This is a genomic window from Achromobacter sp. AONIH1 (assembly GCF_002902905.1).
In the GTDB taxonomy this organism is placed as follows: Bacteria; Pseudomonadota; Gammaproteobacteria; order Burkholderiales; family Burkholderiaceae_B; genus Achromobacter.
This window is the reverse complement of sequence record NZ_CP026124.1, coordinates 6,173,462-6,198,051: the sequence shown is the minus strand read 5'-3', so window position 1 is coordinate 6,198,051 and position 24,590 is coordinate 6,173,462. Positions and strand designations below refer to the sequence as shown.

At 66.9% G+C, this 24,590-nt stretch carries 26 protein-coding genes; 14 read left to right on the top strand and 12 right to left on the bottom strand.

Annotation, left to right across the window (positions count from 1 at the left end):
- Positions 1-80 precede the first annotated feature (80 nt).
- On the bottom strand, positions 81-500 hold the full coding sequence (locus tag C2U31_RS28275) for a GFA family protein (RefSeq protein ID WP_103275824.1): 420 nt from the start codon (positions 498-500) through the stop codon (positions 81-83).
- A 203-nt stretch (positions 501-703) separates the two neighbouring features.
- Here C2U31_RS28275 and phnC point away from each other — a divergent pair, with 203 nt between their 5' ends.
- The 3 genes from phnC to phnE all read left to right on the top strand — a co-directional run bounded on the left by phnC (position 704) and on the right by phnE (position 3,468).
- A complete protein-coding gene (gene phnC / locus C2U31_RS28270) occupies positions 704-1,543 on the top strand; it encodes a phosphonate ABC transporter ATP-binding protein (protein ID WP_103276623.1) in 840 nt (279 codons plus the stop codon).
- A gap of 30 nt (positions 1,544-1,573) precedes the next feature.
- Positions 1,574-2,560 carry a phosphonate ABC transporter substrate-binding protein gene (gene phnD / locus C2U31_RS28265; RefSeq protein WP_103275823.1) on the top strand — a complete coding sequence of 329 codons (987 nt, stop codon included), beginning with the start codon at positions 1,574-1,576 and terminating at the stop codon, positions 2,558-2,560.
- 113 nt (positions 2,561-2,673) lie between these two features.
- Positions 2,674-3,468: a phosphonate ABC transporter, permease protein PhnE gene (phnE, locus tag C2U31_RS28260; protein ID WP_103275822.1), complete on the top strand. Its 795-nt coding sequence runs from the start codon at positions 2,674-2,676 to the stop codon at positions 3,466-3,468.
- Between the two features lie 30 nt (positions 3,469-3,498).
- On the opposite strand, the gene C2U31_RS28255 is transcribed toward phnE, so the two are convergent.
- From C2U31_RS28255 to C2U31_RS28220, 7 genes are all read right to left on the bottom strand, one after another.
- Positions 3,499-4,011 carry a GAF domain-containing protein gene (locus tag C2U31_RS28255; RefSeq protein WP_103275821.1) on the bottom strand — a complete coding sequence of 171 codons (513 nt, stop codon included), beginning with the start codon at positions 4,009-4,011 and terminating at the stop codon, positions 3,499-3,501.
- Positions 4,008-4,985 (bottom strand): tripartite tricarboxylate transporter substrate binding protein, encoded by a 978-nt coding sequence (locus tag C2U31_RS28250; RefSeq protein ID WP_103275820.1) that lies wholly within the window; start codon positions 4,983-4,985, stop codon positions 4,008-4,010. The genes C2U31_RS28255 and C2U31_RS28250 overlap by 4 nt, the downstream gene beginning before the upstream one ends.
- A gap of 68 nt (positions 4,986-5,053) precedes the next feature.
- A complete protein-coding gene (locus C2U31_RS28245) occupies positions 5,054-6,889 on the bottom strand; it encodes a gamma-glutamyltransferase family protein (protein ID WP_103275819.1) in 1,836 nt (611 codons plus the stop codon).
- A gap of 556 nt (positions 6,890-7,445) precedes the next feature.
- Entirely contained in the window at positions 7,446-7,802 is a 357-nt protein-coding gene (locus C2U31_RS28235; protein ID WP_012435589.1) for a cupin domain-containing protein, read from the bottom strand.
- A gap of 133 nt (positions 7,803-7,935) precedes the next feature.
- Complete coding sequence (locus C2U31_RS28230) at positions 7,936-8,496, bottom strand: chlorite dismutase family protein (protein WP_011514928.1); 561 nt, start codon at positions 8,494-8,496, stop codon at positions 7,936-7,938.
- Positions 8,497-8,902: 406 nt separating this feature from the next.
- Positions 8,903-9,187, bottom strand: a complete 285-nt coding sequence (locus C2U31_RS28225; protein WP_011342942.1) for a type II toxin-antitoxin system mRNA interferase toxin, RelE/StbE family — start codon at positions 9,185-9,187, stop codon at positions 8,903-8,905.
- The gene (locus C2U31_RS28220) at positions 9,184-9,462 is read right to left on the bottom strand and encodes a hypothetical protein (protein WP_011342941.1); all 279 of its coding nucleotides are present in this window, start codon (positions 9,460-9,462) and stop codon (positions 9,184-9,186) included. Before C2U31_RS28220 ends, C2U31_RS28225 begins: the two co-directional genes overlap by 4 nt.
- 238 nt (positions 9,463-9,700) lie before the next feature.
- Here C2U31_RS28220 and C2U31_RS28215 point away from each other — a divergent pair, with 238 nt between their 5' ends.
- The 3 genes from C2U31_RS28215 to C2U31_RS28205 are packed head-to-tail and all read left to right on the top strand — an operon-like array spanning position 9,701 to position 14,308.
- Positions 9,701-10,294, top strand: coding sequence for a recombinase family protein (locus C2U31_RS28215; protein WP_012435588.1), 594 nt, complete (start codon positions 9,701-9,703; stop codon positions 10,292-10,294).
- The gene (locus tag C2U31_RS28210) at positions 10,291-13,320 is read left to right on the top strand and encodes a Tn3 family transposase (protein ID WP_012077404.1); all 3,030 of its coding nucleotides are present in this window, start codon (positions 10,291-10,293) and stop codon (positions 13,318-13,320) included. Before C2U31_RS28215 ends, C2U31_RS28210 begins: the two co-directional genes overlap by 4 nt.
- Positions 13,289-14,308, top strand: coding sequence for a LysR family transcriptional regulator (locus tag C2U31_RS28205; protein WP_103275817.1), 1,020 nt, complete (start codon positions 13,289-13,291; stop codon positions 14,306-14,308). The genes C2U31_RS28210 and C2U31_RS28205 overlap by 32 nt, the downstream gene beginning before the upstream one ends.
- Here C2U31_RS28205 and phnN read toward each other — a convergent pair.
- The 4 genes from phnN to phnF all read right to left on the bottom strand — a co-directional run bounded on the left by phnN (position 14,305) and on the right by phnF (position 17,703).
- Positions 14,305-14,907: a phosphonate metabolism protein/1,5-bisphosphokinase (PRPP-forming) PhnN gene (gene phnN, locus C2U31_RS28200; protein WP_103275816.1), complete on the bottom strand. Its 603-nt coding sequence runs from the start codon at positions 14,905-14,907 to the stop codon at positions 14,305-14,307. The genes C2U31_RS28205 and phnN overlap by 4 nt on opposite strands.
- Entirely contained in the window at positions 14,904-15,647 is a 744-nt protein-coding gene (locus C2U31_RS28195; protein WP_103275815.1) for a DUF1045 domain-containing protein, read from the bottom strand. Before C2U31_RS28195 ends, phnN begins: the two co-directional genes overlap by 4 nt.
- A 5-nt stretch (positions 15,648-15,652) precedes the next feature.
- Positions 15,653-16,858 (bottom strand): alpha-D-ribose 1-methylphosphonate 5-triphosphate diphosphatase, encoded by a 1,206-nt coding sequence (locus C2U31_RS28190; protein WP_103275814.1) that lies wholly within the window; start codon positions 16,856-16,858, stop codon positions 15,653-15,655.
- A gap of 122 nt (positions 16,859-16,980) precedes the next feature.
- The gene (gene phnF / locus C2U31_RS28185; RefSeq protein ID WP_103275813.1) at positions 16,981-17,703 is read right to left on the bottom strand and encodes a phosphonate metabolism transcriptional regulator PhnF; all 723 of its coding nucleotides are present in this window, start codon (positions 17,701-17,703) and stop codon (positions 16,981-16,983) included.
- 167 nt (positions 17,704-17,870) lie between these two features.
- Between phnF and phnG the strand changes: the two genes are divergently transcribed.
- The 8 genes from phnG to C2U31_RS28145 all read left to right on the top strand — a co-directional run bounded on the left by phnG (position 17,871) and on the right by C2U31_RS28145 (position 24,497).
- On the top strand, positions 17,871-18,338 hold the full coding sequence (phnG, locus tag C2U31_RS28180; protein WP_103275812.1) for a phosphonate C-P lyase system protein PhnG: 468 nt from the start codon (positions 17,871-17,873) through the stop codon (positions 18,336-18,338).
- Positions 18,339-18,539: 201 nt separating this feature from the next.
- Positions 18,540-19,163 carry a phosphonate C-P lyase system protein PhnH gene (gene phnH, locus C2U31_RS28175; protein WP_233772944.1) on the top strand — a complete coding sequence of 208 codons (624 nt, stop codon included), beginning with the start codon at positions 18,540-18,542 and terminating at the stop codon, positions 19,161-19,163.
- Between the two features lies 1 nt (position 19,164).
- The gene (locus tag C2U31_RS28170) at positions 19,165-20,280 is read left to right on the top strand and encodes a carbon-phosphorus lyase complex subunit PhnI (protein ID WP_103275811.1); all 1,116 of its coding nucleotides are present in this window, start codon (positions 19,165-19,167) and stop codon (positions 20,278-20,280) included.
- A complete protein-coding gene (locus tag C2U31_RS28165; protein WP_103275810.1) occupies positions 20,277-21,170 on the top strand; it encodes an alpha-D-ribose 1-methylphosphonate 5-phosphate C-P-lyase PhnJ in 894 nt (297 codons plus the stop codon). Before C2U31_RS28170 ends, C2U31_RS28165 begins: the two co-directional genes overlap by 4 nt.
- 92 nt (positions 21,171-21,262) lie before the next feature.
- A complete protein-coding gene (gene phnK / locus C2U31_RS28160) occupies positions 21,263-22,006 on the top strand; it encodes a phosphonate C-P lyase system protein PhnK (RefSeq protein WP_103276621.1) in 744 nt (247 codons plus the stop codon).
- A gap of 3 nt (positions 22,007-22,009) precedes the next feature.
- Positions 22,010-22,744 carry a phosphonate C-P lyase system protein PhnL gene (gene phnL / locus C2U31_RS28155; RefSeq protein ID WP_103275809.1) on the top strand — a complete coding sequence of 245 codons (735 nt, stop codon included), beginning with the start codon at positions 22,010-22,012 and terminating at the stop codon, positions 22,742-22,744.
- Positions 22,744-23,931, top strand: coding sequence for an alpha-D-ribose 1-methylphosphonate 5-triphosphate diphosphatase (locus tag C2U31_RS28150; protein ID WP_103276620.1), 1,188 nt, complete (start codon positions 22,744-22,746; stop codon positions 23,929-23,931). Before phnL ends, C2U31_RS28150 begins: the two co-directional genes overlap by 1 nt.
- Before the next feature lie 17 nt (positions 23,932-23,948).
- Positions 23,949-24,497 carry an MOSC domain-containing protein gene (locus tag C2U31_RS28145; RefSeq protein ID WP_103275808.1) on the top strand — a complete coding sequence of 183 codons (549 nt, stop codon included), beginning with the start codon at positions 23,949-23,951 and terminating at the stop codon, positions 24,495-24,497.
- Positions 24,498-24,590: the final 93 nt, after the last annotated feature.

The window sequence follows — 24,590 nt, the reverse complement described above, 5'->3', positions numbered from 1 at the left end:
CTCAACCGTTTGGTTGAATTAATTTGTAAATGGCGCCTGAGCCCTGCGCGGTCGGGCAGACCCGCATCGCGGCGAGGCCGCTAGGGATTGGATTCCGCCGCCGCTCCCAGCGCGCCGTCATGCCTGGGCAGGTCGTCGGTGATCTCGAACCAGGGCGCGCGGTCGGCCACGTGGCAATGCGCCGATGGCCGCACGCCGGGATCATCGTCCAGCGCGCCCAGCGGCAGTCCATAGACCTCCGGCGTCTGGTCCAGGCGGCTCAGCAAGGGCGTGCCGCAGGCCTCGCAGAAGCCGCGATAGTTGCCCGGCGATGAGCAATACCAGGTGATGTGGTTCTCGCCGCGCGTCCATTTGAAGTCGGCGGCCTGGACCGTGGCGCGGGTGCGGAAGGCGGCGCCGTGCGCCTTGCGGCACATGCCGCAATGGCAATTGACGACGTCGGTGAGCGGGCCGGCGATTTCATAGGCCACGCGGCCGCAGAGGCAGGAACCTTTGATCATGATGTCGCCTCGCTCAGGTGTGTAAGGGCACGTCTTCGAATATACCCGCGGCGCGCGGTGCCGGCGTGGCGGCAAATGACAAGAGTCTTTCAGTCGGTTGCCTGACCCCGATTTTCGGCCAATTGTTTCCATCTTCGGGTCATCGCGCTGTCATGCCCCAAAAACAGAATGCCGACATCGACGAACACATCAAGGGGGTCGCGATGAATTACGCCATCGACGTGCAGGGCCTGAGCAAATCCTTCCATGCCGGCGCCAAGGCGCTGGACGATGTCAGTCTGCAGGTGGCCGACGGTGAAATGGTCGCCTTGCTGGGCGCGTCCGGTTCCGGCAAGTCGACGCTGCTGCGCCATCTGGCCGGTTTCGTCGCGGGCGACGCGGGCTCGGGCAGCGTCACGGTCAATGGCCAGCTGATCCAGCGTCGCGGCAAGCTCAGCCGGCAGGTGCGAGGCGCGCGCGCCAGCATCGGCTTCGTGTTCCAGCAGTTCAATCTGGTGGGCCGCCTGCCGGTCATCACCAACGTACTGACCGGCATGCTGCCGCGCGTGCCGCTGTGGCGCAGCCTGACGCGCTGGTTCCGGCGCGACGAAGTCCGCGCCGGCCTGGACGCGCTTGCCCAAGTTGGTATAGACGACTATGCATTCCAGCGCGCCTCGACCCTGTCCGGCGGCCAGCAGCAGCGCGCCGCCATCGCGCGCACGCTGGTGCAGAACGCCCGCGTCATCCTGGCCGACGAGCCGATCGCCTCGCTGGATCCCGAATCCTCGCGCCGCGTGATGGACACGCTGGCGCAGATCAACCGCAGCCGCAAGGTGGCCGTGGTGGTGTCGCTGCACCAGGTCGACGTGGCGCTGCGCTATTGCCCGCGCGTGGTCGCGCTGCGCCACGGCAAGGTCGTCTTCGACGGCCCCAGCGCCAACCTGACGCCGGCCATGCTGAGCGAGCTGTACGGCTCTGAGCTCAACGAACTGCTGCCCGAAACCGCCATCGCCGCTCCCGCCATGCCGGGATTGGCGCCGCTTGCCCGCCTGGTCGCCGCCTGAGCGCATTCACTTTTTCACCCGGAGCCCTTCATGCTACGCAGAACCGCCATTACCTTCATCGGCGCCATCCTCGCCGCCGCCGCGCTGCCCGCGGCCGCGCAGGACGGCAAGACCCTGAACTTCGGCATCATTTCCACCGAGTCCTCGTCCAACCAGAAGCAGGTCTGGCAGCCCGTGATCGACGACCTGAGCCGCGCCATCGGCGTGCCGGTCAAGCCTTTCTTCGCCTCCGACTACGCCGGCATCATCGAAGGCATGCGCTTCAACAAGGTGCAGATGGCCTGGTATGGCAACAAGTCGGCCATCGAGGCGGTGGACCGCGCCAACGGCGAGGTGTTCGCCTCGGTCATCGACAAGGACGGCAACCCGGGCTACTGGTCGCTGCTGATCGTCAACAAGGACAGCGACCTGAAGACGCTGGACGACGTGCTCAAGCGCGGCGCCAGCCTGAGCTACGGCGCGGGCGATCCCAACTCCACGTCCGGCACCGCAGTGCCGGGCTATTACCTGTGGGCCGCCAACAAGATCGAGCCCAAGACCTTCTTCAAGACCGTGCGCGCCAGCAACCACGAAGCCAACCTGCTGTCGGTGATCAACAAGCAGGTGGACGTGGCCGTCAACAACACCGAGTCGCTGGAACGCTATCGCATCAGCACCGGCAAGGACGCCAACGAGCGCGTGCGCGTGTTGTGGAAGTCGCCGCTGATTCCGGCGGATCCGCTGGTCATGCGCAAGGATCTGCCGGCCGATCTGAAGGTCCGCATCCGCGACTTCTTCGTCAACTACGGCAAGGGCAAGGACGCCGAGCGCGAACTGGCCAACCTGAAGGCGCTGACCTACAAGGGCTTCCGCGCGTCCGACGATCAGCAGCTGGTGCCGATCCGCCAGATCGAGCTGGCGCGCGCCAAGGCCAAGGTCGAGGCCGACACCACGCTGGGCCAGGCCGAAAAGCAGAAGCAGCTGGCGGAGCTGGATCGCAAGCTGGCGGACCTGGGTCAACCTACCGCCAAGCAGTAAGCGCTGGCGGCGGACCGGATCCGACATCCCGGTCCGCCGCGACGATGCCGCCGCGCCGCGGGGCGCGCCGGCATGCGAGCTTTGTTCTCTTTCATCCCCGCGGAGCGTGATCAATGAATATGGCCCTCCAGGCTTCCCGTACCTCCGTCGCCCCGCGCTCGTCGCTGCCCATGCTCATCACATGGGCCGTCATCCTGGCCCTGTTGGTCATGTCCTGGCGCGGCGCCGACATGCGGCCGATGGACCTGTTGCGCGATTCCGGCAACATGGCGCAGTTCGCCGCCGACTTCTTCCCGCCGAATTTCCGCGACTGGCGCATGTACCTGGACGAAATGATCGTCACGGTGCAGATCGCTGTCTGGGGCACCTTCCTGGCCATTGTGCTGGCCGTGCCGCTGGGCCTGCTGTGCTCGTCGAACATGGTGCCGGCCTGGGTCTACCAGCCCATGCGCCGGCTGATGGACGCTTGCCGCGCGATCAACGAAATGGTCTTCGCCATGCTGTTCATCGTGGCCGTCGGCCTGGGCCCGTTCGCCGGCGTGCTGGCGTTGTGGGTTCACACCACGGGCGTGCTGGCCAAGCTGTTCTCCGAGGCGGTCGAGGCCATCGACCCGCGCCCCGTGGAGGGCGTGCGGGCGACCGGCGCGAACGCGCTGGAGGAAATCGTCTACGGCGTGATCCCGCAGGTGTTGCCGCTGTGGATCTCGTACTCGCTGTACCGCTTCGAATCCAACGTGCGCTCGGCTTCGGTCGTGGGCATCGTGGGGGCGGGCGGCATCGGCACCGTGCTGTGGGACATCATCCGCAGCTTCCGCTACGCGGAGACCTGCGCGGTCATGATCATCATCGTCGCCTTCGTGGTGGTGATCGACATGACCTCGGCGCGGATCCGCAAGGCCTTGGTGTAGCGCGGATGGGGCCGCGTGTCGCGGCCCCGTTCATGCCCCGGCGCAGAGCGCCCGCAGCGCGGGCAGGGCGACCAGGCCCAGCAGTCGGGCCGTGTGCAGGTTTGATGCCGACACCGCCGGGCGCGGCATCAGGAAGTTCAGCGTGCCCAGGCAGGCGCCGTCCAGCACCACCGGCACGTTGATCACCGAGCGCAGTCCCAGCGCCTGGATGGCGGCATGGTCGTCGAAGAAGGCCTGGATCGCGTCCTCGCCTTCGCCCACGAACACCTTGTGTTCAAGCAGGACATGCCGGCCCCACGCCGTGCCGGCCTTGTCCTTGCCGCCGCCCGGCGGGTAGGCGGACGGATTCGAGCTGTACAGCCGGACCACGCGCATGCGCGCCGCATCATGCCGGTTGACCGTGAACAAGGCGTGGGCCAGCGCCGCGCCGGCGTAGGCGTCGATCGCCGCGAGCGCGGCCAGCGGATCGGCATCGGCGTAGGCCTGCTCGATCCGCCGCAATTCGTCCTGCCCTGCGGCTGGAAGCGGCAGCAAGGCGCTCATTCGGCCGTCACTCCCAGTTCCTTGATCAGCTTGCCGTATTTGTCGGCATCGCGCGTCAGCGTCTTGGCGAACTGCTCGGGCGTGGTGTCCAGCAGCAGCACGCCCATGTCCGCCATCTTCTTGACGACGTCGGGCCGTTTCAGGATCAGGTTGATTTCCTTGTTGAGCCGGGTCGTGAGGTCGGCCGGCAGGCCCGCCGGACCGAACGCGCCGTACCAGACCGACAGCTCGTAGCCGGGCAGGGTCTCGGCCACGGTCGGCGTGCCCGGCAGCAGCGGCGAGCGCTGTTCCTCGGTGACGGCCAGCAGCTTGAGCTTGCCGCTCTGCACGTGCGGCAGCGTCTGCGTGCCGGCGCTGAACAGGACCTGGGTGCGGCCGGCCACTGTGTCCAGCACGGCGGGCGCGCCGCCCCGATAGGGCACGTGCACCATCTTCACGCCCGCGGCCTTCTCGAACAGCGCCGCGCTCAGGTGATTGGTCGAACCCTGTCCGGCCGAGGCGTAGGCGACCTTGTCGGGATTGGCCTTCAGGTAGTCGATGAACTCGCGCACATTGTTCGCGGGCACCGAGGGATGCGTGACCATGGTGTTGGTCACCAGCGCCAGTTCGGCGATGGGCGTGAAGTCTTTCACGCCGTCGAATGGCATGTTGGCGTACAGCGCCTGGTTCATCGTGTGCGTGCTCATCGAGCCCACCAGCAGCGTGTAACCGTCCGGCTTGGCGCGCGCGACATAGGTGCTGCCGATGTTGCCGGACGCGCCCGAGCGGTTCTCCACGATCACCGATTGCTTCAGCGATTGGGTCAGTCCCTCGGACAGCACGCGCGCCAGGATGTCGGTGGAACCGCCGGCTGCCCAGGGCACGATCAGGGTGATCGGCTTGTCGTCGGGCCAGGCGGCCCGGCTCAGTCCGGGCGCCGTCAGCGCGAGACCCAGGGCCGCGGCGGCCAGCTGTTTCAGGAATGCTTGCTTCATTGTGTTTACCCCTTGCGGTGTGTGCCGGTCTCGATGCCGGCTGGAATCCGATATCCGATGGCCGGGATCTAGCGACCCACCGCGTAGCCCTGCATGCCGCGCGGATTCGCGCCCGCGCGCAGCAGCAGCCCGCCTTCCGGCGCCGCTTCGCGGGTACAGGCGCTGATGCGGCCCTCCGACCAGGCCGGACCGATCACCACCTCGTGGCCGGCCTGGCGCAAGGCTTCAATGGTGGCCGCGGGCATGCGCGATTCCACCGTGACGCGGTTGCGCTTGAACGCGCGGGGCCAGAACGAACCCGGGAAGTGATCGACGTGCCACGATGGCGCTTCGATCGCCTCCTGCAGGTTCAGGCCGGCGGCATGGCGCAGGAAGAACTGCACCGTCCATTGGTCCTGCTGGTCGCCGCCGGGAGTGCCGTACACCATGTAGGGCTTGCCGTCGCGCAGCGCCAGACCGGGCGACAGCGTGGTAAGCGGGCGCTTGCCCGGCTGCAGCTGGCCTGGCACGCCGTCGTCCAGCCAGGTCATCTGCAGCCGCGTGGTCAGGGGAAAGCCCAGCGCCGGCACCACCGGGCTGGACGACAGCCAGCCGCCCGAGGGCGTGGCGGCGACCATGTTGCCGTGCCGGTCGATGACGTCGATCTGGCAGGTGTCGCCCACGAACAATTCGCGTTCGGCCCATTCGGCCACGGGCGGCAGGGCGGCGAAGGTGGGCTCGCCCACGCCGAACCGGGTGTCGGACGCCGCCAGCGTGCGCCTTGCCGCGTCCAGGTCGGGCAGGCACGGTGGCCGTCCCTCGGGCTGGCCGGGCCGCCAGTCGGGGCAGGCGGTGTCATTGATCAGCGCCGCGCGCGTGCGCGCGTAAGGCTCGCTCAGCAGCGCCTGCAAGGGCACCTCCACGAAGGCGGGATCGCCGTACCAGGCGGTGCGGTCGGCGAAGGCGAGCTTGGCGGCTTCGGCGATGCGATGCACGAACTGCGGCGATTCCGGGTCCAGCCCGTCCATGCCCAGGTGGCGCAGGATGGCCAGCTGTTGCAGATGCGCGGGGCCTTGCGACCAGGGGCCGCATTTGGCCACGGTGTAGCGGCCGTACTGCACGGTCGCCGGCTCGTCGTAGCCCGGCCGCCACTGCGCCAGGTCGGCCTTGCGCAGCAGGCCGCGGTTGCGCTGGCCCGTGGTGTCGCGCACGGCCGCATGTGTGTAATAGGCGTCGATCTCGTCGGCGACGAAGCCTTCGTGCCAGATATGCAGCGCGGCCTCGATGCGGCCGCGGCGGTCCCGGCCGGCGGCTTGCGCCTGTTCCACGATGCGCGTGTAGGTGGCCGCGATGCCGGGCGTGCGGAACAGGGCGTCCGGCGCCGGCGCGCGGCCATTGCGCAGCCAGACCTCGGCCGAGCTGGTCCATTCGTCGCGGAACAGGGCCTGCACCGCCAGGATGGCCTGGGAGATGCGTGGCACCAATGGAAATCCGTCGCGGGCGTAGGCAATGGCAGGCGCGAGCACGTCGGCCAGCTCCCAGGTGCCGTAGTCGCGCAGCAGCGTGAGCCAGGCGCTGAAGGCGCCCGGCACGGTTGCCGGCAACAGGCCGATGCCGGGCACCAGGTCCAGACCTAGACTACGGAAATAGGCCGGCGTCGCCAGCACGGGCGCCGGTCCCTGGCCGCATAGCGCGCGCATGCGCTGCTCGTCTTCGCTCCAGAACAGGATAGGCACCTCGCCGCCGGGGCCGTTCAGGTGCGGCTCGACGATCTGCAGCGCGAAGCCGCCCGCCGCCGCGGCGTCGAAGGCGTTGCCGCCGCGTTCCAGCACGCCCATGGCGACTTGCGAGGCGAGCCAGTGCGTGGACGACACCACGCCGAAGGTGCCTCGGATTTCGGGGCGGGCGGTGAATGCGGAGGACATGCCGGTCTGCGCCTGAAGCTGGGGACCAGGCCAGTATAGGAGCGTGAAATAACTGCGCGTATATTTGTTGGCATATCTGAATAACCATATGGCTATGGGAGGCCTGCATGGATTGGGATGGGGTTCTAAGCCGGAACCGCCGAAAATTCCGTCAGCCGATCAACGTGGCTTGTCCCGCGCCCGGTCGATGGGGTAGACCCAACAGTCGTGTCACTAGCCGCCATTTCGATCACGGCAATGCCAGCCGGACGTCACGTCCAGATTGTTCCGGTCTGGATGAGGCCGACTGACGTCTCGGATGACGGGTGGCATACAACTGCTGTGAGTCCTGCAGGGGGGCAGCTGCCTGACCGGACGGCGAGCATCAGCCCATCTCATGTATTAGTCATGTCAGCTTTGACACTGCGCACGCGACGGCACCCGACCCGTTGCAGACCCCCAGACATATGGAAAGCTGACGCTCAACGTGGAGTTAGCCGGCGCGGCGCGGCTTCATCGCGCAGCGTCCGTGTTGATGGATGGGTTAGAACTCTCTGGGGCACACATTTGAGAAAGACTATTTTTCAGCCAACGCAAAACCCGCGTTGCCAGATGCAACCACTGAGACAAATACAAACGGCACTGGACTAGTATTTAGAGCGCCATGCACTTGGCCAGGTTTTGCTATGGCAATATCTCCAGCCTTTAGATGAGCGACTTTGCCGCCTCCTTGGTAATACTCAGCCTCTCCAGAGATAACCGTCCAAGTATCTTGGCCGTCCGGGTGAACATGAGCGGTTATTTCTTGCCCAGGATGGGCATGCCAAACAACAACTGCTGAGTCCTTGGTTTCCAGAACCACTGAACGAATTGGTTCGCCGTCAGACGGACGAATATATTCTGTTACCGAAAATATTCTTGATTCCATTTCCATATCCACTCCAAAAATCAATTTGGCTTGAGAAGTTATTACAGAACAACTGTATCCGAGAGTTCTACGTTGCCGATAACCGGCCCGAAACGGCGGCGCAACGCGCCGCTGTTGGGGGTCCGTGTTCATCGGCGGGTTAGACCTGTGCTTGCGTAAGACGAATATCGACTTCTCGGTCGACGTATTTCCATTCCTCTGACGCACGCAGTTCGGAAAGCAGCCTGTTGAACTCAACCTCATGAATTGGCGCGTATTCGAACCAATTCAGAAAATCGAACGGTTCATTCTCTGAGAGGTCGCGGCAGTGGTGGAGCTTGCGCGCTACTGCAGGCAAATACTGAAGCCCGATTTGGACGTGCTTCGACTGTTCGAAAACGCTCCGGCGTTCGTCTTGCGTGAGCTCCCACCAAGCTGCGTTCTTCCGGATCGGTATTAGCGCACCGCACGTTGCTTCTGGGCGCGCCAGACCTTGCTGCTTCGCTACAATTTCATTCTTCTCTGCGCGCATGACATATCGTTCATTGCTGGTTATTCCACGAAGTATCCAGGGTGCATTGGTTTCAGACTGCAACTCTGAAGCGGATACGACGTTGAGCCTTTTGGCTTCAGGCAGGGGCTCGCCAACTCTCGTTTCGGCCCTGACAATCCGCCAAGGGCCAATGTCTGCGCCGACGAAAGCAAATAATCGTGTATCCATTTCAATCTTTCATGTGTGAATGTTTTAACTCTTGCAGCTTCGAAGAACCTATCTGCCGATCCCGTGCTTGTGCATCATCGCCTCCGCGCAACTGCGACGACCGCCCGCAGCAATCACATTGAACTTTCGAATCGAAACTGCTGAAGCGAACCTACGCGGACGTACGGCCGCAGTCTGTGCGCTGCCGGACGGAGCGCTGCCAATTTGCGCCTACTGGCAGGCTGTGAGTGCGCGGATGGGCCAGCGACCTCCCTTCATAGAGGGAGCGAAGCAGGTCAGAGACACTATTGAACGTCCGCTACCGGGAAGATGCTTGACCGTCCGCAACTGGCCGCCTGCCGCCGACCGCGGTCTGGCTCGAAAGCAGTCTGTCAACGCGCCGTTTCATTGTTGCCATGATCATATCTTAATCGCGCACAGGCGGCCACAGGCGGGCAGTATGAACCAGCGTCAGTATCCACACCGTTTCGCCGTCGATCTGATACACCAGGCGATAGCTTTCGTGCGGGATCAACTCGCGGGTCCCGGGAATCTTTCCCGGCTTGCCCAGCATGGGGTGCTGGATCAAGCGGGCGGCCGCGTCGCTGAAAATCTCATCCATCCGGGCCGCCGCGCGCGGATTGTCGGCTGCGATGTAGTCCCACACATCGGCACGGTCTTGCTGCGCTTCGGGCGTCCAAACAACCCTCACGCCTGGCTCGCCACACTGGCACGCCGTGCGGCGAATTCGGCCTCAACTTCATCGTTCGACCGCCCCAATCCAGCGCGCATCGAAGCCCGGCCGGCTTCGACCTTGCGGCGCAGGAACTCGTCGTACTCGCGCGACTCGCGCTGGCGCTGAACGAACTCGCGCATCAGCTCGCGCAGCACTTGCGACGCCGGGCGATGGGCCGCCTCGGCTTCGGCCATAAACTCGGCGCGCAACTCAGGCTCCAGCTTCATCGTGAAAACGGCTTGTTTTGACATGATCGGGGCCTCCTGCCACTTGATACTAACAAAGTATATACGCCGTCATTACTAAGCGCTATTCACAGAACGCTGCAAGGCGGGCGTGCGCTAGGCCAAGGCCTGTCGGAAAACATTTGTTTTTCGACAGGCCTTCAACGGTCCTCTGCACCAACCTCCGAGTGGCCGCAAAATTGTGCGGAAAACTCTGTCGCCAGACGCTACCATACGGAAACCTCGTCTTAATGGTTTTCCGCTTATGTTGGTAGGTTACATGCGCGTGTCGTCGGACTCCGACCGCCAGAGCACGAACTTGCAGCGCGATGCGCTGCTCGCCGTCGGCGTCGATGCGCGGCATCTGTTCGAGGATCATGCTTCCGGCGCGAAGGACGACCGCGCGGGCCTGGCGCGGGCGCTCGAATTCGTTCGCCCTGGCGACGTGTTGGTCGTGTGGAAGCTCGACCGGCTCGGCCGTTCGTTGTCGCACTTGCTCGCCATCGTGACCTCGCTCAAGAAAAAGCAGGTGGCGTTCCGCTCGCTGACGGAGAACCTGGATACCACGACGCCCTCGGGCGAGTTTCTGTTCCAGGTGTTCGGCGCGCTCGCGCAGTACGAACGCGCCTTGATCCAGGAACGTGTCGTCGCCGGTCTGGCTGCCGCCCGCAAACGCGGCCGGATCGGCGGCCGGCCGCAGGCGATCACCGGCGAGAAGCTGGAGGCCATCGTCGCTGCGCTCGATGGCGGCATGTCCAAGGCGGCGGTGTGCCGCAACTTCGGCGTCAAGCGAACCACGCTGATCGAGACCCTGGCACGGGTTGGTTGGACGGGCTCTCGTGGAGCGTCATCGCGATGACGACCAAGAGCGAACGATTGACCGTCCTGTCGGACGCCGAGCAGGAAGCCCTGTACGGCCTGCCGGACTTCGACGACGCCCAGCGGCTGGAATACTTGGCGTTGACTGAAACCGAACTGGCGCTCGCCAGCAGCCGGCCTGGTCTCCATGCCCAGGTCTATTGCATCTTGCAGATCGGTTACTTCAAGGCCAAGCATGCCTTCTTCCGCTTCGACTGGAGTGAGGTCGAGCACGATTGCGCCTTCGTGCTGAGCCGCTACTTCCACGGCGAGTCCTTCGAGCACAAGCCAATCTCCAAGCACGAGCACTACACCCAGCGCGAGTGGATTGCCGATCTGTTCGGCTACCGGCCGTGGGCGGCCGAGTTCCTGGCGCAGCTCGCGCAGCAGGCCGCGCAGACCGTGCGGCGCGACGTGATGCCGGGGTTCATCGCCGCCGAGCTGATCGTCTGGCTAAACGAGCACAAGATCATCCGGCCCGGCTATACCACCCTGCAAGAGCTGGTGAGCGAAGCCCTGTCCGCCGAGCGTCGGCGGCTGGCTGGCCTGCTGTCGGAAGTGTTGGACGAATCGGCCAAGGCCGCGCTGGGTCGGCTTCTAGTGCGTGACGACACCCTGTCGCAATTGGCGGCGCTCAAGCAGGACGCCAAGGACTTTGGCTGGCGTCAGATGGCCCGCGAACGCGAAAAGCGCGCCACGCTGGAGCCGCTGCACCGGATCGCCAAGGCGCTGCTGCCCAAGCTCGGCGTCTCGCAGCAGAATCTGCTGTACTACGCCAGCCTGGCGAACTTCTACACCGTCCACGATCTACGCAACCTGAAGGCCGATCAGACCTACCTCTACCTGCTTTGCTATGCCTGGGTGCGCTACCGGCAGCTTTCCGACAACCTGGTCGATGCGATGGCCTACCACATGAAGCAGTTGGAGGACGAAAGCAGTGCGGGCGCAAAGCAATCCTTTGTCGCCGAGCAGGTGCGCCGTCAGCAAGACACACCGCAGGTCGGCCGCCTGCTGTCGCTTTACATCGACGACAGCGTGCCCGATCCCACGCCGTTCGGCGATGTGCGCCAGCGCGCCTACAAAATCATGCCCCGCGATACGCTGCAAACCACCGCGCAGCGCATGAGCGTGAAGCCGGTGAGCAAGCTGGCTTTGCACTGGCAGGCGGTGGACGGCCTGGCTGAGCGCATCCGCCGCCATCTTCGGCCGCTGTATGTCGCGCTCGACCTCGCTGGCACTGATCCGGGCAGCCCGTGGCTCGTGGCGCTGGCCTGGGCCAAGGACGTGTTCGCCAAACAGCAGCGCCTATCGCAACGGCCGCTCGCCGAATGTCCAGCGGCCACGCTGCCGAAACGCTTGCGACCGTACCTGCTGACCTTCGATGCCGATGGCAAGCCGACGGACCTGCATGCCGACCGCTACGAGTTCTGGCTGTACCGCCAGGTCAGGAAGCGCTTCCAGTCGGGTGAACTCTACCTCGACGACAGCTTGCAGCACCGGCATTTTTCCGACGAGCTGGTTTCGCTGGATGAGAAGGCCGCCGTGCTGGCGCAGATCGACATCCCGTTCCTGCGGCAGCCACTCGATGCCCAGCTCGATGCGCTCGCGACCGAGCTGCGCGCTCAGTGGCTGGCCTTCAACCGCGAGCTGAAGCAGGGCAAGCTGACGCACCTAGAATACGACAAGGACACGCAGAAGCTGACATGGCGCAAGCCCAAGGGCGAGAACCAGAAGGCGCGCGAGAAGGCGTTCTACGAGCAACTGCCGTTCTGCGACGTGGCCGACGTGTTCCGCTTCGTCAACGGCCAGTGCCAGTTCCTGTCGGCGCTGACGCCTTTGCAGCCGCGCTATGCGAAGAAGGTCGCCGACGCCGACAGCCTGATGGCGGTCATCATCGCGCAGGCGATGAACCACGGCAACCAGGTCATGGCACGCACCAGCGACATCCCGTACCACGTGCTGGAGAGCGCCTACCAACAGTACCTGCGCCACGCAACGCTGCACGCGGCCAACGACTGCATCAGCAACGCCATCGCCGCGCTGCCGATCTTCCCGTACTACTCGTTCGACCTCGATGCACTGTACGGTGCCGTCGATGGTCAGAAATTCGGCGTCGAGCGGCCGACCGTGAAAGCGCGCCACTCGCGCAAATACTTTGGGCGCGGCAAGGGCGTGGTCGCCTACACGCTGCTGTGCAACCACGTGCCGCTCAACGGCTACCTGATCGGCGCGCACGATTACGAGGCCCATCACGTGTTCGACATCTGGTATCGCAACACGTCGGACATCGTGCCGACCGCGATCACCGGCGACATGCACAGCGTCAACAAGGCCAACTTCGCTATCCTGCACTGGTTCGGCCTGCGTTTCGAGCCGCGCTTCACCGACCTTGGCGATCAGTTGAAGGAACTCTACAGTGCCGACGATCCGGCGCTGTACGATCAGTGCCTGATCCGGCCGGCCGGGAGAATCGACCGCGATCTCATAGTCAGCGAGAAGCCGAACCTCGACCAGATTGTCGCCACGCTCGGACTGAAGGAGATGACGCAGGGCACGCTGATCCGCAAGCTATGCACCTACACCGCGCCGAACCCCACGCGGCGCGCGGTGTTCGAGTTCGACAAGCTCATCCGCAGCATCTACACGCTGCGCTACCTGCGCGATCCGCAACTGGAGCGCAACGTTCACCGCTCACAGAACCGCATCGAGTCCTATCACCAGCTACGCTCAACCATCGCCCAGGTCGGCGGCAAGAAGGAATTGACCGGGCGCACCGACATCGAAATTGAGATCAGCAACCAGTGCGCCAGGCTGATCGCCAACGCGGTCATCTTCTACAACTCGGCCATCCTCTCGCGGCTGCTGATGAAGTACGAGGCGAGCGGCAACGCCAAGGCGCACGCTCTCCTGACCCAGATATCGCCGGCGGCCTGGCGGCACATCCTGCTGAACGGGCATTACACCTTCCAGAGCGACGGCAAGATGATCGACCTGGATGCGCTCGTGGCGGGGCTGGAGCTGGGATGACGGAAATTTCGGCGGTTCTGGCTTAGAACCCCGGGATGGCGCGCGGCTGGGCAACCGGCTCAAGCCCAGGCATCTGCGCCTGCTGGCCGACATCGCCCGGCTGGGTTCGCTGACGCGCGTGGCCGCGGCGGCGGGCATCAGCCAGCCGGCCGTGACCAAGGCGCTGGCGGAACTGGAAGACATCTTCGGCGCGCCGCTGTTCGAACGCACGGGACGGGGCCTGCGGCCGACGCCGCTGGGCGAGCTGGCGCTGCTGCGCGCCGGCCGCATGCGCCATGACCTGGAACTATGGGCGCGCGAGATCGCGTCGGTGCACGAGGGACGCTCGGCCCATCTGCAGGTGGGCGCGGTGCCCTATGTGTCGGCGACCTTGCTGAGCGCGGCCGCCAGCGGGCTGTACCGGCGGCACGGCGCGACCCTGACCCTGCATCGGGCCACCACCGATCAGCTGGTGCCGATGCTGCGCGGGCATGAACTCGACTGCGTCATCAGCCGGGCCACGTCGACGCTGGTGGCGGACGACCTGACCCACCATGTGCTCTACCGGCAGCGGCCGTGCCTGGTCGCCCATGTGGCATCGGCGCGGCGGCTTGCCCGCCGCAAATCCGACTGGGCGGCCGTGGCCGGCATGGACTGGGTCTTGCCTGCAGCCGGCACGCCGACCCGCCGGTTGATCGCCGAGCATTTCATCCACACGGGCCTGCGCGCGCCCGCGCCGGTGCTGGAAGCCTACTCGACCGACGTGATCGAGGGCATGCTGGCGGCCGACGAGGCGCTGGTTTCCGTGCTGCCGGATGACATCGCGGCGGAGGTCTGCCAGCACGGCAAGCTAGGCAGGGTGCCCTGGGATTTCGGCTGGGAGCTTCCGCCCATCAACCTGATCCGGCGCCGCGAGGCCCGGGCGCTGGTGGCGGAAGAGGCGTTCGCCGCCATCCTGCTGGAATGCTGCGCGGGGCAGAAGCGCCAGGGGCCTGGTCCCGGGGCTTAGCGTGGGGTCGCCGTGGTCGCGGTGACGGCCGCCTTCGGCGCGCCGGACAGGACCGAGCGGACCTGGTCCAGCAGGGCCGCCGCCGCGACGTCGGGCGCCTCGTTGTTGTCCAGCCGTATCAGCCGGCACCCTTCGGGTACTGGAAATTCCTGGGCGGCGCGCGCCAGCCGCTGCGCGATGTCGGCTTCGCTTTCCCGGCCGCGTCCGGCCAGCCGGCGCGCCAGCAGCGCGGGGTCGACACGGATTTCCACGGCGGTCAGCGCAGGATAGCGCGCATGCGCCTGAGGCAGGTGTGCGCGCGAACCGTTGACGATGACCGCCGCGCCGCCGGCCAGCCAGGCATCCATTTCCACGCCGATGCCGTAGCGCAGGCCGTGGCTGGACCAACGCAGCGCGAAACCGCCAAGCGCTTCGCGCCGCGAGAATTCATCTTCCGAGAGCCGCAGCGCGTCCTCGCTGGCGCCGCTGTCGCGCGTGATGTAGCGATGCGCGACGATGACGGGTTCGTCGGCACGCAACTGCGCGCGCAGCAGACGCAGCAAGGTGTCCTTGCCGCTGCCGGACGCGCCCATCAGGTAGATCAGGCGCGCGCCGTTCATGCCGCCGCCTCTCCCTGCATATAGGCCGCGCCGGCCACATCCTCGCGGCCGCCGTCGAAACGGTAATGGCGCGCGGCCAGGAAGTCCTCGCCGGGGCCGGGCTGCACGTAGACGCTGACGCCGTCGACGGGCATGGGCCGGCCGGCGAGCGGATCGGCGTAGCGGGCGATGCAGGCCTGCGCCTGGCGCAGCTCGGCGTCCGCCAGTTTTTCGCTCAGGGTGATGTGGAAGGTGAACTGGTCGAACACATAGGGGTAGCCCCAGCGCTCCAGCAGCGCGTGCTGGGCCGGCGCCAGCGGATGGCGCAGGCGTTTGGCCAGTTCCTCGGGCGTGGGCGGGGCGCGCAGCGGATCCAGTTCGCGCACGGCGGCGTCGGCCAGCGCGTGAATGCGTGCGCGGCCCGCCGGGTCGCTCTCGGTCAGTCGCCAGGCCAGGAAGCCGCGCAGGGGCGCGCATTCCAGTTCGATGGCGAAGGCGCTGTGCTGAGCCGCCAGCGCGGCGGCGGCCCGGTCCACATCCGACGGCGCGGCGCCGGCGATCAGGCGGAAGGGGGGCTTGAGCGTGGCGTGCAGGCCGTAGTGGCGCGGCGCGCGCGTCCATTCCTGCGCGGCGGCGGGCATGCCGGGCTGGCGCTCAAGGGCGGCGCCCGTTTCGGCGCAGCGACCGAGCCAGCGGCTGCCTTGTTCCTGCCAGGGACCGGACGGCGCCAGGTACAGCGCGTAACGATGGGCGAGCGGCATGACCGTCAGGCCGCCTGGCGCGCGGCGGACGCGTCGTCCTGGCCCAGGAAGGCGCCGGTGGCGTAACGCAATTCGCCGCCCACGATGGTTGCGCACACGCGCGGCAGGCCGGGCACGCGATCATCCACCACGATGGCGTCGGCCAGCAGGCCCGGCGCGAGCGCGCCGCGATCGTCCAGTCCCGCCGCGCGGGCGGGATTGCGCGAGATCAGGTCCCAGGCCTGCGGCAAGGGCAGCACGCCGTCGTGGGCCAGGCGCATCGCGGCGGCCAGCGGCGCGGGATAGTAGTAGTCGGACGTCAGGATGTCGCACAGTCCGGCGCGGATCATGTCGGTGGCGTTGGGCGCGTTGGTGTGGCTGCCGCCGCGCACGACGTTGGGGCCGCCGAAGACGATGGCGTCGCCCAGGTCGCGGGCCACGCCAGCCGCTTCACGGGTCAGCGGGAACTCCGCGACGCCGCAGCCCAGCTGGTGGTAGTAGCGGCGGGTGGCGGCGTCCGGATCGTCATGCGAGGCCACTTTCAGGCCGGCGGCCTGCGCGCAGGCGGTGAGTTCGCGCATGGCGTCGGCCACGGCGTCGGCCGCCGCCATGGCCTGGCGGATGCGCGCCTGGAAGGTGTCCAGGTCGCATTCGGCGCGGTTGGCGTATTGCAGCAGCTTGCGGTCGTCGCCCAGGCGGCGCGCCATGCCGGGCAGGTGGTCGTTCAAGGCCAGGAAGCGCACGCGGCCCTGGCGGATCCATTCCTGGGCGGTCTCGACGCCGCCGACGTGGTGGGTCTCGAAGCGCAGATGCACGCAGTGCCGCGCGCCCAGCGCCTCGCGCATGCGTTCCAGCGAATCGAACATGCGCTCGGCATAGGCTTCGCCGCGCAGGCCGCCTTCCCAGGACAGGGTGAGGCCGTGGAATTCGGTGGTGATGCCATTGGCCAGCAACTGTCGGTCGACGTCGAACAGGGCGCTGTCGTAGGGAAAGGTCACGCCGGGACGCGGCATGACGGCGCGTTCGAAGGCGTCGCCATGCAGATCCACGATGCCGGGCAGCACCAGCAGCCCGCCGGCGTCGAACCACGGCGCGTCGGAGGCGGCTTGCGGACTGTCGTCGATCCGTCCCGCGCGAAAGCGCAGGCTGGCGGGCGCGATGCCGCCGGGGGTCAGGATGCGTTGGCCTGCGATGCCGGCCAGGGGCGAGGGGGCGTGTGCGTGCGGGTTCATGGAAGCAAGTTAGCGGCTGTGCGTTACAACCAGATGTCTAGATGAATTAAAGGGCCTGCCCGGTTCGTTCGATCCCCGCCGCGGCGGCCGGCTTCCGGGGCCGGCCCACCGCCACGCCGTACTCAGTTGTCGTCGCTGACCATCAGCTGCACCAGGTCCCCCACGAACCGGGTGATGCTGTACTGCAGGGGCGCGCCTTGCTGGTCCACGTTCAGCGCCTCGACCTGCAGGATAGGGCGCGTCTTCGGCTGGCCCAGCAGCCGCGCCACTTCGGGCGAGGGCAGCGCCGCCGTGATGCGCGACCATTTGCGCGTGTAGTCGTCGATGCCGTAGTGCGCATAGACCTTGGACACCGATTTCAGCGCGGTCAGGCGTTCGGCGAAATCGGGAAAGCGCTTTTCGTCGAAGTAGTGTTCGGACGCGCTGATGGGCCGGTTTTCGGCCTTGCCCGCCAGATGCACGCGCAGCAGCGGCGCGTTGCGCGGCAGGCCCAGGTGCTTGGCGATGTCGGCGGCGCGCAGCGTCTGGCTGCCCAGCGTTTCCAGGTGCCCCAGCACGCCCTGGCTGCGCAGGTTCTCGGAAAAGCGCGTGCGCTTGCCGATGGCGTAGTCGATGGCATGTTCCTGCACGAAGGTGCCGCGGCCCTGCTCGATGCGGACCAGCCCGCTCTGTTCCAGTTCACCCATCGCGCGGCGAATGGTGTGCCGGTTGACGGCGAACTTGGCGGCGAGCTCGGGCTCCGAGGGCAGCTGTTCGCCCGCGAGATAGAGCTTGTTGCGGATGTCGTCCGCCAGCGATTCGCCGATTTGCCGCCAGACGGCGATGCCGGAACCTCTTTCAACCATATGGGCGCTCGTATTGTCGCGTCGTCATCAAGAATGGCAGTGATTGTGCACCAAGCCGGCGCGCCCGTGTAGGCCGCGATTGTCATCAAAAATTCACGCCCGGCTGTTGAACTTCTCTTCAGCACGGATCATACTCCGTCCAGTCGTCTAGACGTGTAGAGGAAAAAATGAATCATCCACAATCCGATCAGGCCGAGGCCAACGCGCAACGCGCGGCCTGGATGCGCGTGCTGGCGCTGGCCGAATCGTCCGAGCTGGATGGCGCCTTTGGCGCCCTGGGCAGCCTGCCCGCGCACCGCATGCTGCGGCCCGCGCAATCCGGCATGGCCATGGTGCGCGCGCGCAGCGGCGGCACCGGCACGCGTTTCAACCTGGGCGAGATGACGCTGACGCGCTGCGCGGTCAGCCTGGAGAACGGCGTGGTCGGCATCGCCTATGTGCAAGGCCGCTCGCTGCGTCACGCCGAGCAGGCCGCCGTGGCCGACGCGCTGCTGCAGTTGTCTGAATGGCATGAGGCCGTGCAACGGCAGCTGATCGCACCGCTGGCGCGCAGCCGCGAGGAACGCGTGGCGCGGCAGGCGCAGGTGGCGGCGCGCACGCGGGTGGAGTTCTTCACCATGGTGCGGGGGGAGTAGATCCCCCCCGAAGCGCCTGCGGCGCTTCCCCCCCAGGGGGGCGCCGGCTGCGGACCGGCGGAGCCGGATCCGCGCGGCCCCGCTTGGGACGGCCGTCGCGGGCTTGCGGCGCTTGTGTGGTGGGGCAGGGATGGATGCGGCTTTGCGGATTTGCGGGTTTGGATCGCAGGGCGGGTGGTTGGATCGGAATCTGGAATGGAAATGGACATGCATGCACACACATTGAGTCCGGCGTTGGCCGGGCGGGCGCCGCAGGCGGGGTTTGCGGATCCGGCGGTCGGGGCGCAGGCGGCGTTCCGGGTGGCGCTGGAGGCGCTGGCGCATCCGGGACGGATGCTGGAGATCGAGGCGGATTGCGGGGTGCCGGCGGGGATGTCGCCGGCGATGGTCGCGCTGTTGCTGACGCTGGTGGATGTGGATACGCCGCTGTGGCTGCCCGCCGGCGTCGATGACGAGGTGCGCGCGTTCTTGCGTTTCCATTGTGGTTGTTCGATGGTTGATCAGCCTGGCGAGGCGCGGTTCGCGGCCTTGCCGCGCGGGCATCGGGCGCCTGCCCTGTCCTTGTTCAATCCGGGGGATCCTGCGTATCCGGACCAGTCGGCCACGCTGCTGATCGAGGCGACGGACCTGGAGCGAGGCCGTGCGCTGACGCTGTCCGGTCCCGGCATCCAGGACCGCGCCGCCTTGCATGTCGACGGACTGGAGGAAGGATTTTGGCGTGAATGGCGTCTGAATCATCAGCGCTTCCCGTTGGGCGTGGATCTCTTCCTGACGCAGGGCCGGCGCATTTGCGGCCTGCCCAGAAGCACTCGAGTGGAGAACTGAAATGTACGTTGCCGTCAAAGGTGGCGAACGCGCCATCCTGAATTCCTACCGCATGTTGGACGACTACCGGCGCGGCGATCGCGAGGTGCCGGAGTTGAGCCTGGCGCAGATCCGCGAGCAGATGCCGCTGGCGGTGTCGCGGGTGATGTCCGAGGGCTCGCTCTACGATCCGCAGCTGGCCGCGCTGGCGCTCAAACAGGCCGCTGGCGACGCGATCGAGGCGGTGTTCCTGCTGCGCGCCTATCGCACTACGTTGTCGCGCTTTGGCTACACGCAGCCTTTGGACACGGGCCGCATGCGCCTGCAGCGCCGCATTTCTTCCACGTTCAAGGACGTGCCGGGCGGCCAGATCCTGGGGCCGACCTACGATTACACCCAGCGCCTGCTGGATTTTTCGCTGGAAGCCGGGCGCGAGGCCGATGCCCTGCCGCCGGGCGAGGAAACGCTGGACTCGTCCATGCCGCGCGTCACCGACCTGCTGGCGCACGAAGACCTGATCGATCCCGAGCTGCCGCCGGAAGGCGATCCCGAGCCCTTCGACCTGACGCGCCAGCCGCTGGATTTTCCCGCCGACCGCGCCGCCCGTCTGCAGAACCTGGCGCGCGCCGATGAAGGTTTCCTGCTGTCGATGGGCTATTCCACGCAGCGGGGCTATGGCAATACTCATCCCTTCGCCGCCGAGATCCGCTACGGCGCGCTGGAAGTGGAAATGCACATCGAGGAACTGGGCTTCGCCGTGACCGTGGGCGAGATCGAGGTCACCGAATGCCAGATGGTGAGCCAGTTCTCGGGCAATGCGCAGGAAGGGCCGAAGTTCACGCGCGGCTACGGCCTGACGTTCGGCTATGGCGAGCGCAAGGCCATGTCGATGGCGCTGGTGGACCGGGCGCTGAAGGCCCGCGACCTGGGGGAAGCCGGTGATTCGCCCGCCAATGACCACGAGTTCGTGCTCTATCACAGCGACAACGTCGAGGCTTCGGGTTTCGTGCAGCACCTGAAGCTGCCGCACTACGTGGACTTCCAGGCCAACCTGGAACTGCTGCGCCGCATGCGCGGCGAACGCCTTGCGGCCGCCGCCGCGCCGAACGACATGATGGACGAGGCCGTCACGCCATGAACCCGCAAGCCACGCAACACACCGCGACGGTCGAACGCGACCCGCACTACAACTTCGCCTACCTGGACGAATCCACCAAGCGCATGCTGCGCCGCGCCTTGCTCAAGGCGGTGGCGGTGCCGGGCTACCAGGTGCCGTTCGGTAGCCGCGAGATGCCGCTGCCCTACGGCTGGGGCACCGGAGGCATCCAGGTCACCGCCGCCATCATCGGCCCGGACGATGTGCTCAAGGTCATCGACCAGGGCTCGGACGACACCACCAACGCCATCAACATCCGCCGCTTCTTCGGTCGGGTGACGGGCGTGGCGACCACCGAAGCGACGCCGGCAGCCACCATCGTGCAGACCCGCCACCGGATCCCGGAGACGCCGCTGCGCGCCGGCCAGATCATGGTGTTCCAGGTGCCGATTCCCGAGCCGCTGCGCTGGCTGGAGCCCAGCGAGACCGAGACCCGCACCATGCACGCGCTGGCCGAATATGGCGGCATGCACGTCAAGCTGTACGAGGACATCGCGCAGCATGGCCATATCGCCGCCACCTATGACTATCCGGTCATGGTGAACGGGCGCTACATGATGCGGCCGTCGCCCATTCCGAAGTTCGACAATCCCAAGCTGGACCAGAGCCCGGCGCTGATGCTGTTCGGCGCCGGCCGCGAAAAGCGCGTCTACGCGGTGCCGCCCTATACATCGGTCAAGAGCCTGGACTTCGAGGACCATCCCTTCGCCGTGCAGCAGTGGGACCAGCATTGCGAGCTTTGCGGCTCGCACCAGAGCTTCCTGGACGAGATCATCCTGGACGACGCCGGCACGCGCCGCTACGTCTGCTCGGACACCGAATATTGCAACGACAGGCAGGCGCGCCAGCGCCAGCAGGAGGAAGCGGCATGAACCTTCAGGCCGATATCGGCGCGGACGTCCGTCCGCGCGGCGTCCACGGACAACCGGAGAAGAACCCCCGGCCGCTGCTGTCCGTGCGCGACATGACGCGCACCTGGGACGGGGTGCATGGCTGCCGCGACGTGAGCTTCGACCTGCACGCCGGCGAAGTCCTGTGCGTGGTGGGCGAGTCCGGCTCGGGCAAGAGCACGCTGCTGTCGGCGGTGTCGTGCCAGGCGCCGCTGGATTCGGGCAGCGTCTGGTACGACACGCGCGACCAGGGCCTGATCGACCTGTCCTCGCTGTCGCAGGCCCGCCTGCGGCTGCTGTCGCGCACCGACTGGGGCTTCGTGCGCCAGCATGCCCGCGACGGCCTGCGTATGCAGGTCAGCGCCGGCGCCAACATCGCCGAGCGCCTGATGGCCGTGGGCGACCGGCATTACGGCGACCTGCGCCGCGTGGCCGGCAACTGGCTCGCCAAGATGGAGATCGACGTCGGCCGGCTGGACGACGCGCCGGCCTCTTTCTCGGGCGGGATGCAGCAGCGCCTGCAGATCGCGCGCAACCTGGTCACGCATCCGCGCCTGGTGTTCATGGACGAGCCCACCGCCTCGCTGGACGTGTCGGTGCAGGCGCGCCTGCTGGATCTGCTGCGCCAGTTGGTCAACGACCTGGGCCTGGCCGCCATCGTGGTCACGCACGACCTGGCGGTGGCCCGCCTGCTGGCGCATCGCACGCTGGTGATGCGCGGCGGCGCGGTGGTCGAAAGCGGCCTGACCGACCAGATTCTCGACGATCCGCAGCATCCCTACACCCAGTTGCTGGTGTCTTCCATCCTGCAGAGCTGATTCATGTCCAACGCCATATCCATGATCGAGGCGCGGGGCCTCGGAAAAATGTTCACCCTGCACAACCAGGGCGGCATCCGGCTGCCGGTGCTGGACGCCGTCGATTTCACCGCGTCCGCCGGCGAATGCCTGGTGCTGGCCGGTCCGTCCGGCGCGGGCAAGAGCACGCTGCTGCGCTGTCTGTATGGCAACTACCTGGCCACCGAGGGCAGCATCCGCGTGCGTAATGGCGAAGAATGGGTGGAGCTGGTCGGCGCGCCCGAACCGCGCATCCTGGCCCTGCGCCGCGAGGTCATTGGCTACGTCAGCCAGTTCCTGCGCGTGATCCCGCGCGTCTCGGCGCTGGACGTGGTGGCCGAGCCGCTGCGGCAGGCCGGCGTGGACGCGGACGAAGCGCGCCAGCGCGCCGGCGCCATGCTGGCGCGGCTGAACGTGCCGCAGCGCTTGTGGGGGCTGGCCCCGGCCACGTTCTCGGGCGGGGAACAGCAGCGCGTGAACATCGCGCGTGGCTTCATCGCCCGCCATCCCATCCTGCTGCTGGACGAACCCACCGCGTCGCTGGACGCGGATAATCGCAAGGTGGTGATCGCGCTGATCCGCGAGGCGCTGGCCGAGGGCCGCTGCCTGCTGGGGATCTTTCACGATGCCGAGGTGCGCGACGCCGTCGCCACCCGCACGCTGGCCCTGAAGCCGGCGTCCGCGGCCAGCCCGGCCGCGCTGGAGGAACTGGAGCAATGATGCAAGGCACCTATCTCACCCATGCCCGCGTGGTGCTGGAAGACCGTGTGCTGGAAGACAGCGCCGTGCTGATCGAGGACGGCCGCATCGCCGCCATCGAACCGGCCGGCGCGCGGCCCGCCCGCGAGATCGCGCTGCGCGGCCAGACGCTGATGCCGGGCCTGATCGACCTGCACAGCGACGCCATCGAAAAAGAGGCCGAGCCTCGTTCGCGCGTGCTGTTCCCGCTGGATTTCGCCGTGGCCCAGGTCGACCGTCGCAACGCGGCCGCCGGCATCACCACGCCGTATCACGCGCTGTCCTTCGCCAATAGCGAATGGGGCGTGCGCAATAACCAGACCGCCGCCGAGGTGGTGCGCGCGCTGCGAGCCCACCGTCGCCACAGCCTGGTGGACAACCGCGTCCATTGCCGCTACGAAGTCACCGACCCCACGGCGGTGGTCGTGTTGCGGGCGTTGATGGACGAGGGCGCGGTGGACCTGCTGTCGGTGATGGATCATTCGCCGGGGCAGGGCCAGTTCAAGACGCTGGAGTCCTATCTGCAATACATGATGGGCAACCACGCGATGAGCCGCGAGCAGGCCGAAGAGGCGGCGCGGGCCAAGACGCGCGCGCTGGACGGTTCGGTGGCGCGGGTCGAGGCGCTGCTGGCGCACGCGCACGCCCTGGGCATTCCCACCGCCAGCCACGACGACGATTCCATCCAGCGCATCGCCACCATGCGCAACCTGGGCGTGGCCATGAGCGAGTTCCCCATCACGCTGGACACGGCGCGCGCCGCAGTGTCTTGCGGGCTGCCCACCATCCTGGGCGCGCCCAATGTGCTGCGCGGCCAGAGCCAGAGCGGCTCGATGCGGGCCATCGACGCGATCCGCGCCGGCGTGGCCAGCTGCCTGTGTTCGGACTATCAGCCGTCCACGATGATCGCCGCCGCCCACGCCGTCGCGTCGCAGACCGATCTGAGCCTGCCGCAGGCCGTCGCGCTGGTGACGGCCAATCCGGCCCGCGCCTGCGGCCTGGATGATCGCGGCCGCATCGCGCCGGGCTTGCGCGCCGATCTGATCGCGGTGGCGCGGGTTGGCGGGCAGCCGCTGGTCAGCCATACCTGGTCGGCTGGGCGGCTGGTGTTCTCGACCCACTATCATCCGGACAGCGCGCACGCGCCGGCCGTGGCCGTGGCCGCCTGATCCCGCAGGAGTCGTCGATGTCAACACACGCCGTTGTGCAAGCCGTGGCCGCCAGCCCCGGGCATGGCTTCAGCAAGCCGTTGCAGCCGGCCATCACGCTGCTGGCCGGGCTGGGCGTGGAGGGCGACGCGCACATGGGCGTCACGGTCAAGCACCGTTCCCGGGTCCGAGCCGATCCCACCCAGCCCAATCTGCGGCAGGTGCATCTGATCCACGGCGAGCTGCTGGACGAGTTGACCGGGGCCGGTTTCCGGGTCGGGCCGGGCGTCATGGGCGAGAACGTCACCACGCGCGGCATCGACCTGCTGGGCCTGCCGCGCGGCGCGCGGCTGCGCATCGGGCCCGAGGCGATCGTCGAGATCACGGGCCTGCGCAATCCCTGCTCGCAGCTGGACGACTATCAACGGGGCCTGACCGCTGCCGTGCTGGGGCGCAACCCCGATGGCAGCCTGATCCGCAAGGCTGGCGTCATGGGCGTGGTGCTGGCGGGCGGCAGGGTGGCCGGGGGCGACCGCATCCTGGTCGAGCTGCCCGCGCCGCCGTACCGGGCGCTGGAACGGGTGTAGCGGCGCCAGCGCCATCCGGCCCTGCCGCTGGGGCGAAGATGCCGCGAGGCAAAAACGTCGCCCTCGGTCACAGACGCGGCGGCGCGGTTCTGC

Coding starts and splice junctions, on each gene's coding strand:
- C2U31_RS28275 (WP_103275824.1), bottom strand. CDS start 500: ATGATCAAAGGTTCCTGCCTCTGCGGCCGCGTGGCCTATGAAATCGCC.
- phnC (WP_103276623.1), top strand. CDS start 704: ATGAATTACGCCATCGACGTGCAGGGCCTGAGCAAATCCTTCCATGCC.
- phnD (WP_103275823.1), top strand. CDS start 1,574: ATGCTACGCAGAACCGCCATTACCTTCATCGGCGCCATCCTCGCCGCC.
- phnE (WP_103275822.1), top strand. CDS start 2,674: ATGAATATGGCCCTCCAGGCTTCCCGTACCTCCGTCGCCCCGCGCTCG.
- C2U31_RS28255 (WP_103275821.1), bottom strand. CDS start 4,011: ATGAGCGCCTTGCTGCCGCTTCCAGCCGCAGGGCAGGACGAATTGCGG.
- C2U31_RS28250 (WP_103275820.1), bottom strand. CDS start 4,985: ATGAAGCAAGCATTCCTGAAACAGCTGGCCGCCGCGGCCCTGGGTCTC.
- C2U31_RS28245 (WP_103275819.1), bottom strand. CDS start 6,889: ATGTCCTCCGCATTCACCGCCCGCCCCGAAATCCGAGGCACCTTCGGC.
- C2U31_RS28235 (WP_012435589.1), bottom strand. CDS start 7,802: ATGGAAATGGAATCAAGAATATTTTCGGTAACAGAATATATTCGTCCG.
- C2U31_RS28230 (WP_011514928.1), bottom strand. CDS start 8,496: ATGGATACACGATTATTTGCTTTCGTCGGCGCAGACATTGGCCCTTGG.
- C2U31_RS28220 (WP_011342941.1), bottom strand. CDS start 9,462: ATGTCAAAACAAGCCGTTTTCACGATGAAGCTGGAGCCTGAGTTGCGC.
- C2U31_RS28215 (WP_012435588.1), top strand. CDS start 9,701: ATGTTGGTAGGTTACATGCGCGTGTCGTCGGACTCCGACCGCCAGAGC.
- C2U31_RS28210 (WP_012077404.1), top strand. CDS start 10,291: ATGACGACCAAGAGCGAACGATTGACCGTCCTGTCGGACGCCGAGCAG.
- C2U31_RS28205 (WP_103275817.1), top strand. CDS start 13,289: ATGCGCTCGTGGCGGGGCTGGAGCTGGGATGACGGAAATTTCGGCGGT.
- phnN (WP_103275816.1), bottom strand. CDS start 14,907: ATGAACGGCGCGCGCCTGATCTACCTGATGGGCGCGTCCGGCAGCGGC.
- C2U31_RS28195 (WP_103275815.1), bottom strand. CDS start 15,647: ATGCCGCTCGCCCATCGTTACGCGCTGTACCTGGCGCCGTCCGGTCCC.
- C2U31_RS28190 (WP_103275814.1), bottom strand. CDS start 16,858: ATGAACCCGCACGCACACGCCCCCTCGCCCCTGGCCGGCATCGCAGGC.
- phnF (WP_103275813.1), bottom strand. CDS start 17,703: ATGGTTGAAAGAGGTTCCGGCATCGCCGTCTGGCGGCAAATCGGCGAA.
- phnG (WP_103275812.1), top strand. CDS start 17,871: ATGAATCATCCACAATCCGATCAGGCCGAGGCCAACGCGCAACGCGCG.
- phnH (WP_233772944.1), top strand. CDS start 18,540: ATGGACATGCATGCACACACATTGAGTCCGGCGTTGGCCGGGCGGGCG.
- C2U31_RS28170 (WP_103275811.1), top strand. CDS start 19,165: ATGTACGTTGCCGTCAAAGGTGGCGAACGCGCCATCCTGAATTCCTAC.
- C2U31_RS28165 (WP_103275810.1), top strand. CDS start 20,277: ATGAACCCGCAAGCCACGCAACACACCGCGACGGTCGAACGCGACCCG.
- phnK (WP_103276621.1), top strand. CDS start 21,263: ATGACGCGCACCTGGGACGGGGTGCATGGCTGCCGCGACGTGAGCTTC.
- phnL (WP_103275809.1), top strand. CDS start 22,010: ATGTCCAACGCCATATCCATGATCGAGGCGCGGGGCCTCGGAAAAATG.
- C2U31_RS28150 (WP_103276620.1), top strand. CDS start 22,744: ATGCAAGGCACCTATCTCACCCATGCCCGCGTGGTGCTGGAAGACCGT.
- C2U31_RS28145 (WP_103275808.1), top strand. CDS start 23,949: ATGTCAACACACGCCGTTGTGCAAGCCGTGGCCGCCAGCCCCGGGCAT.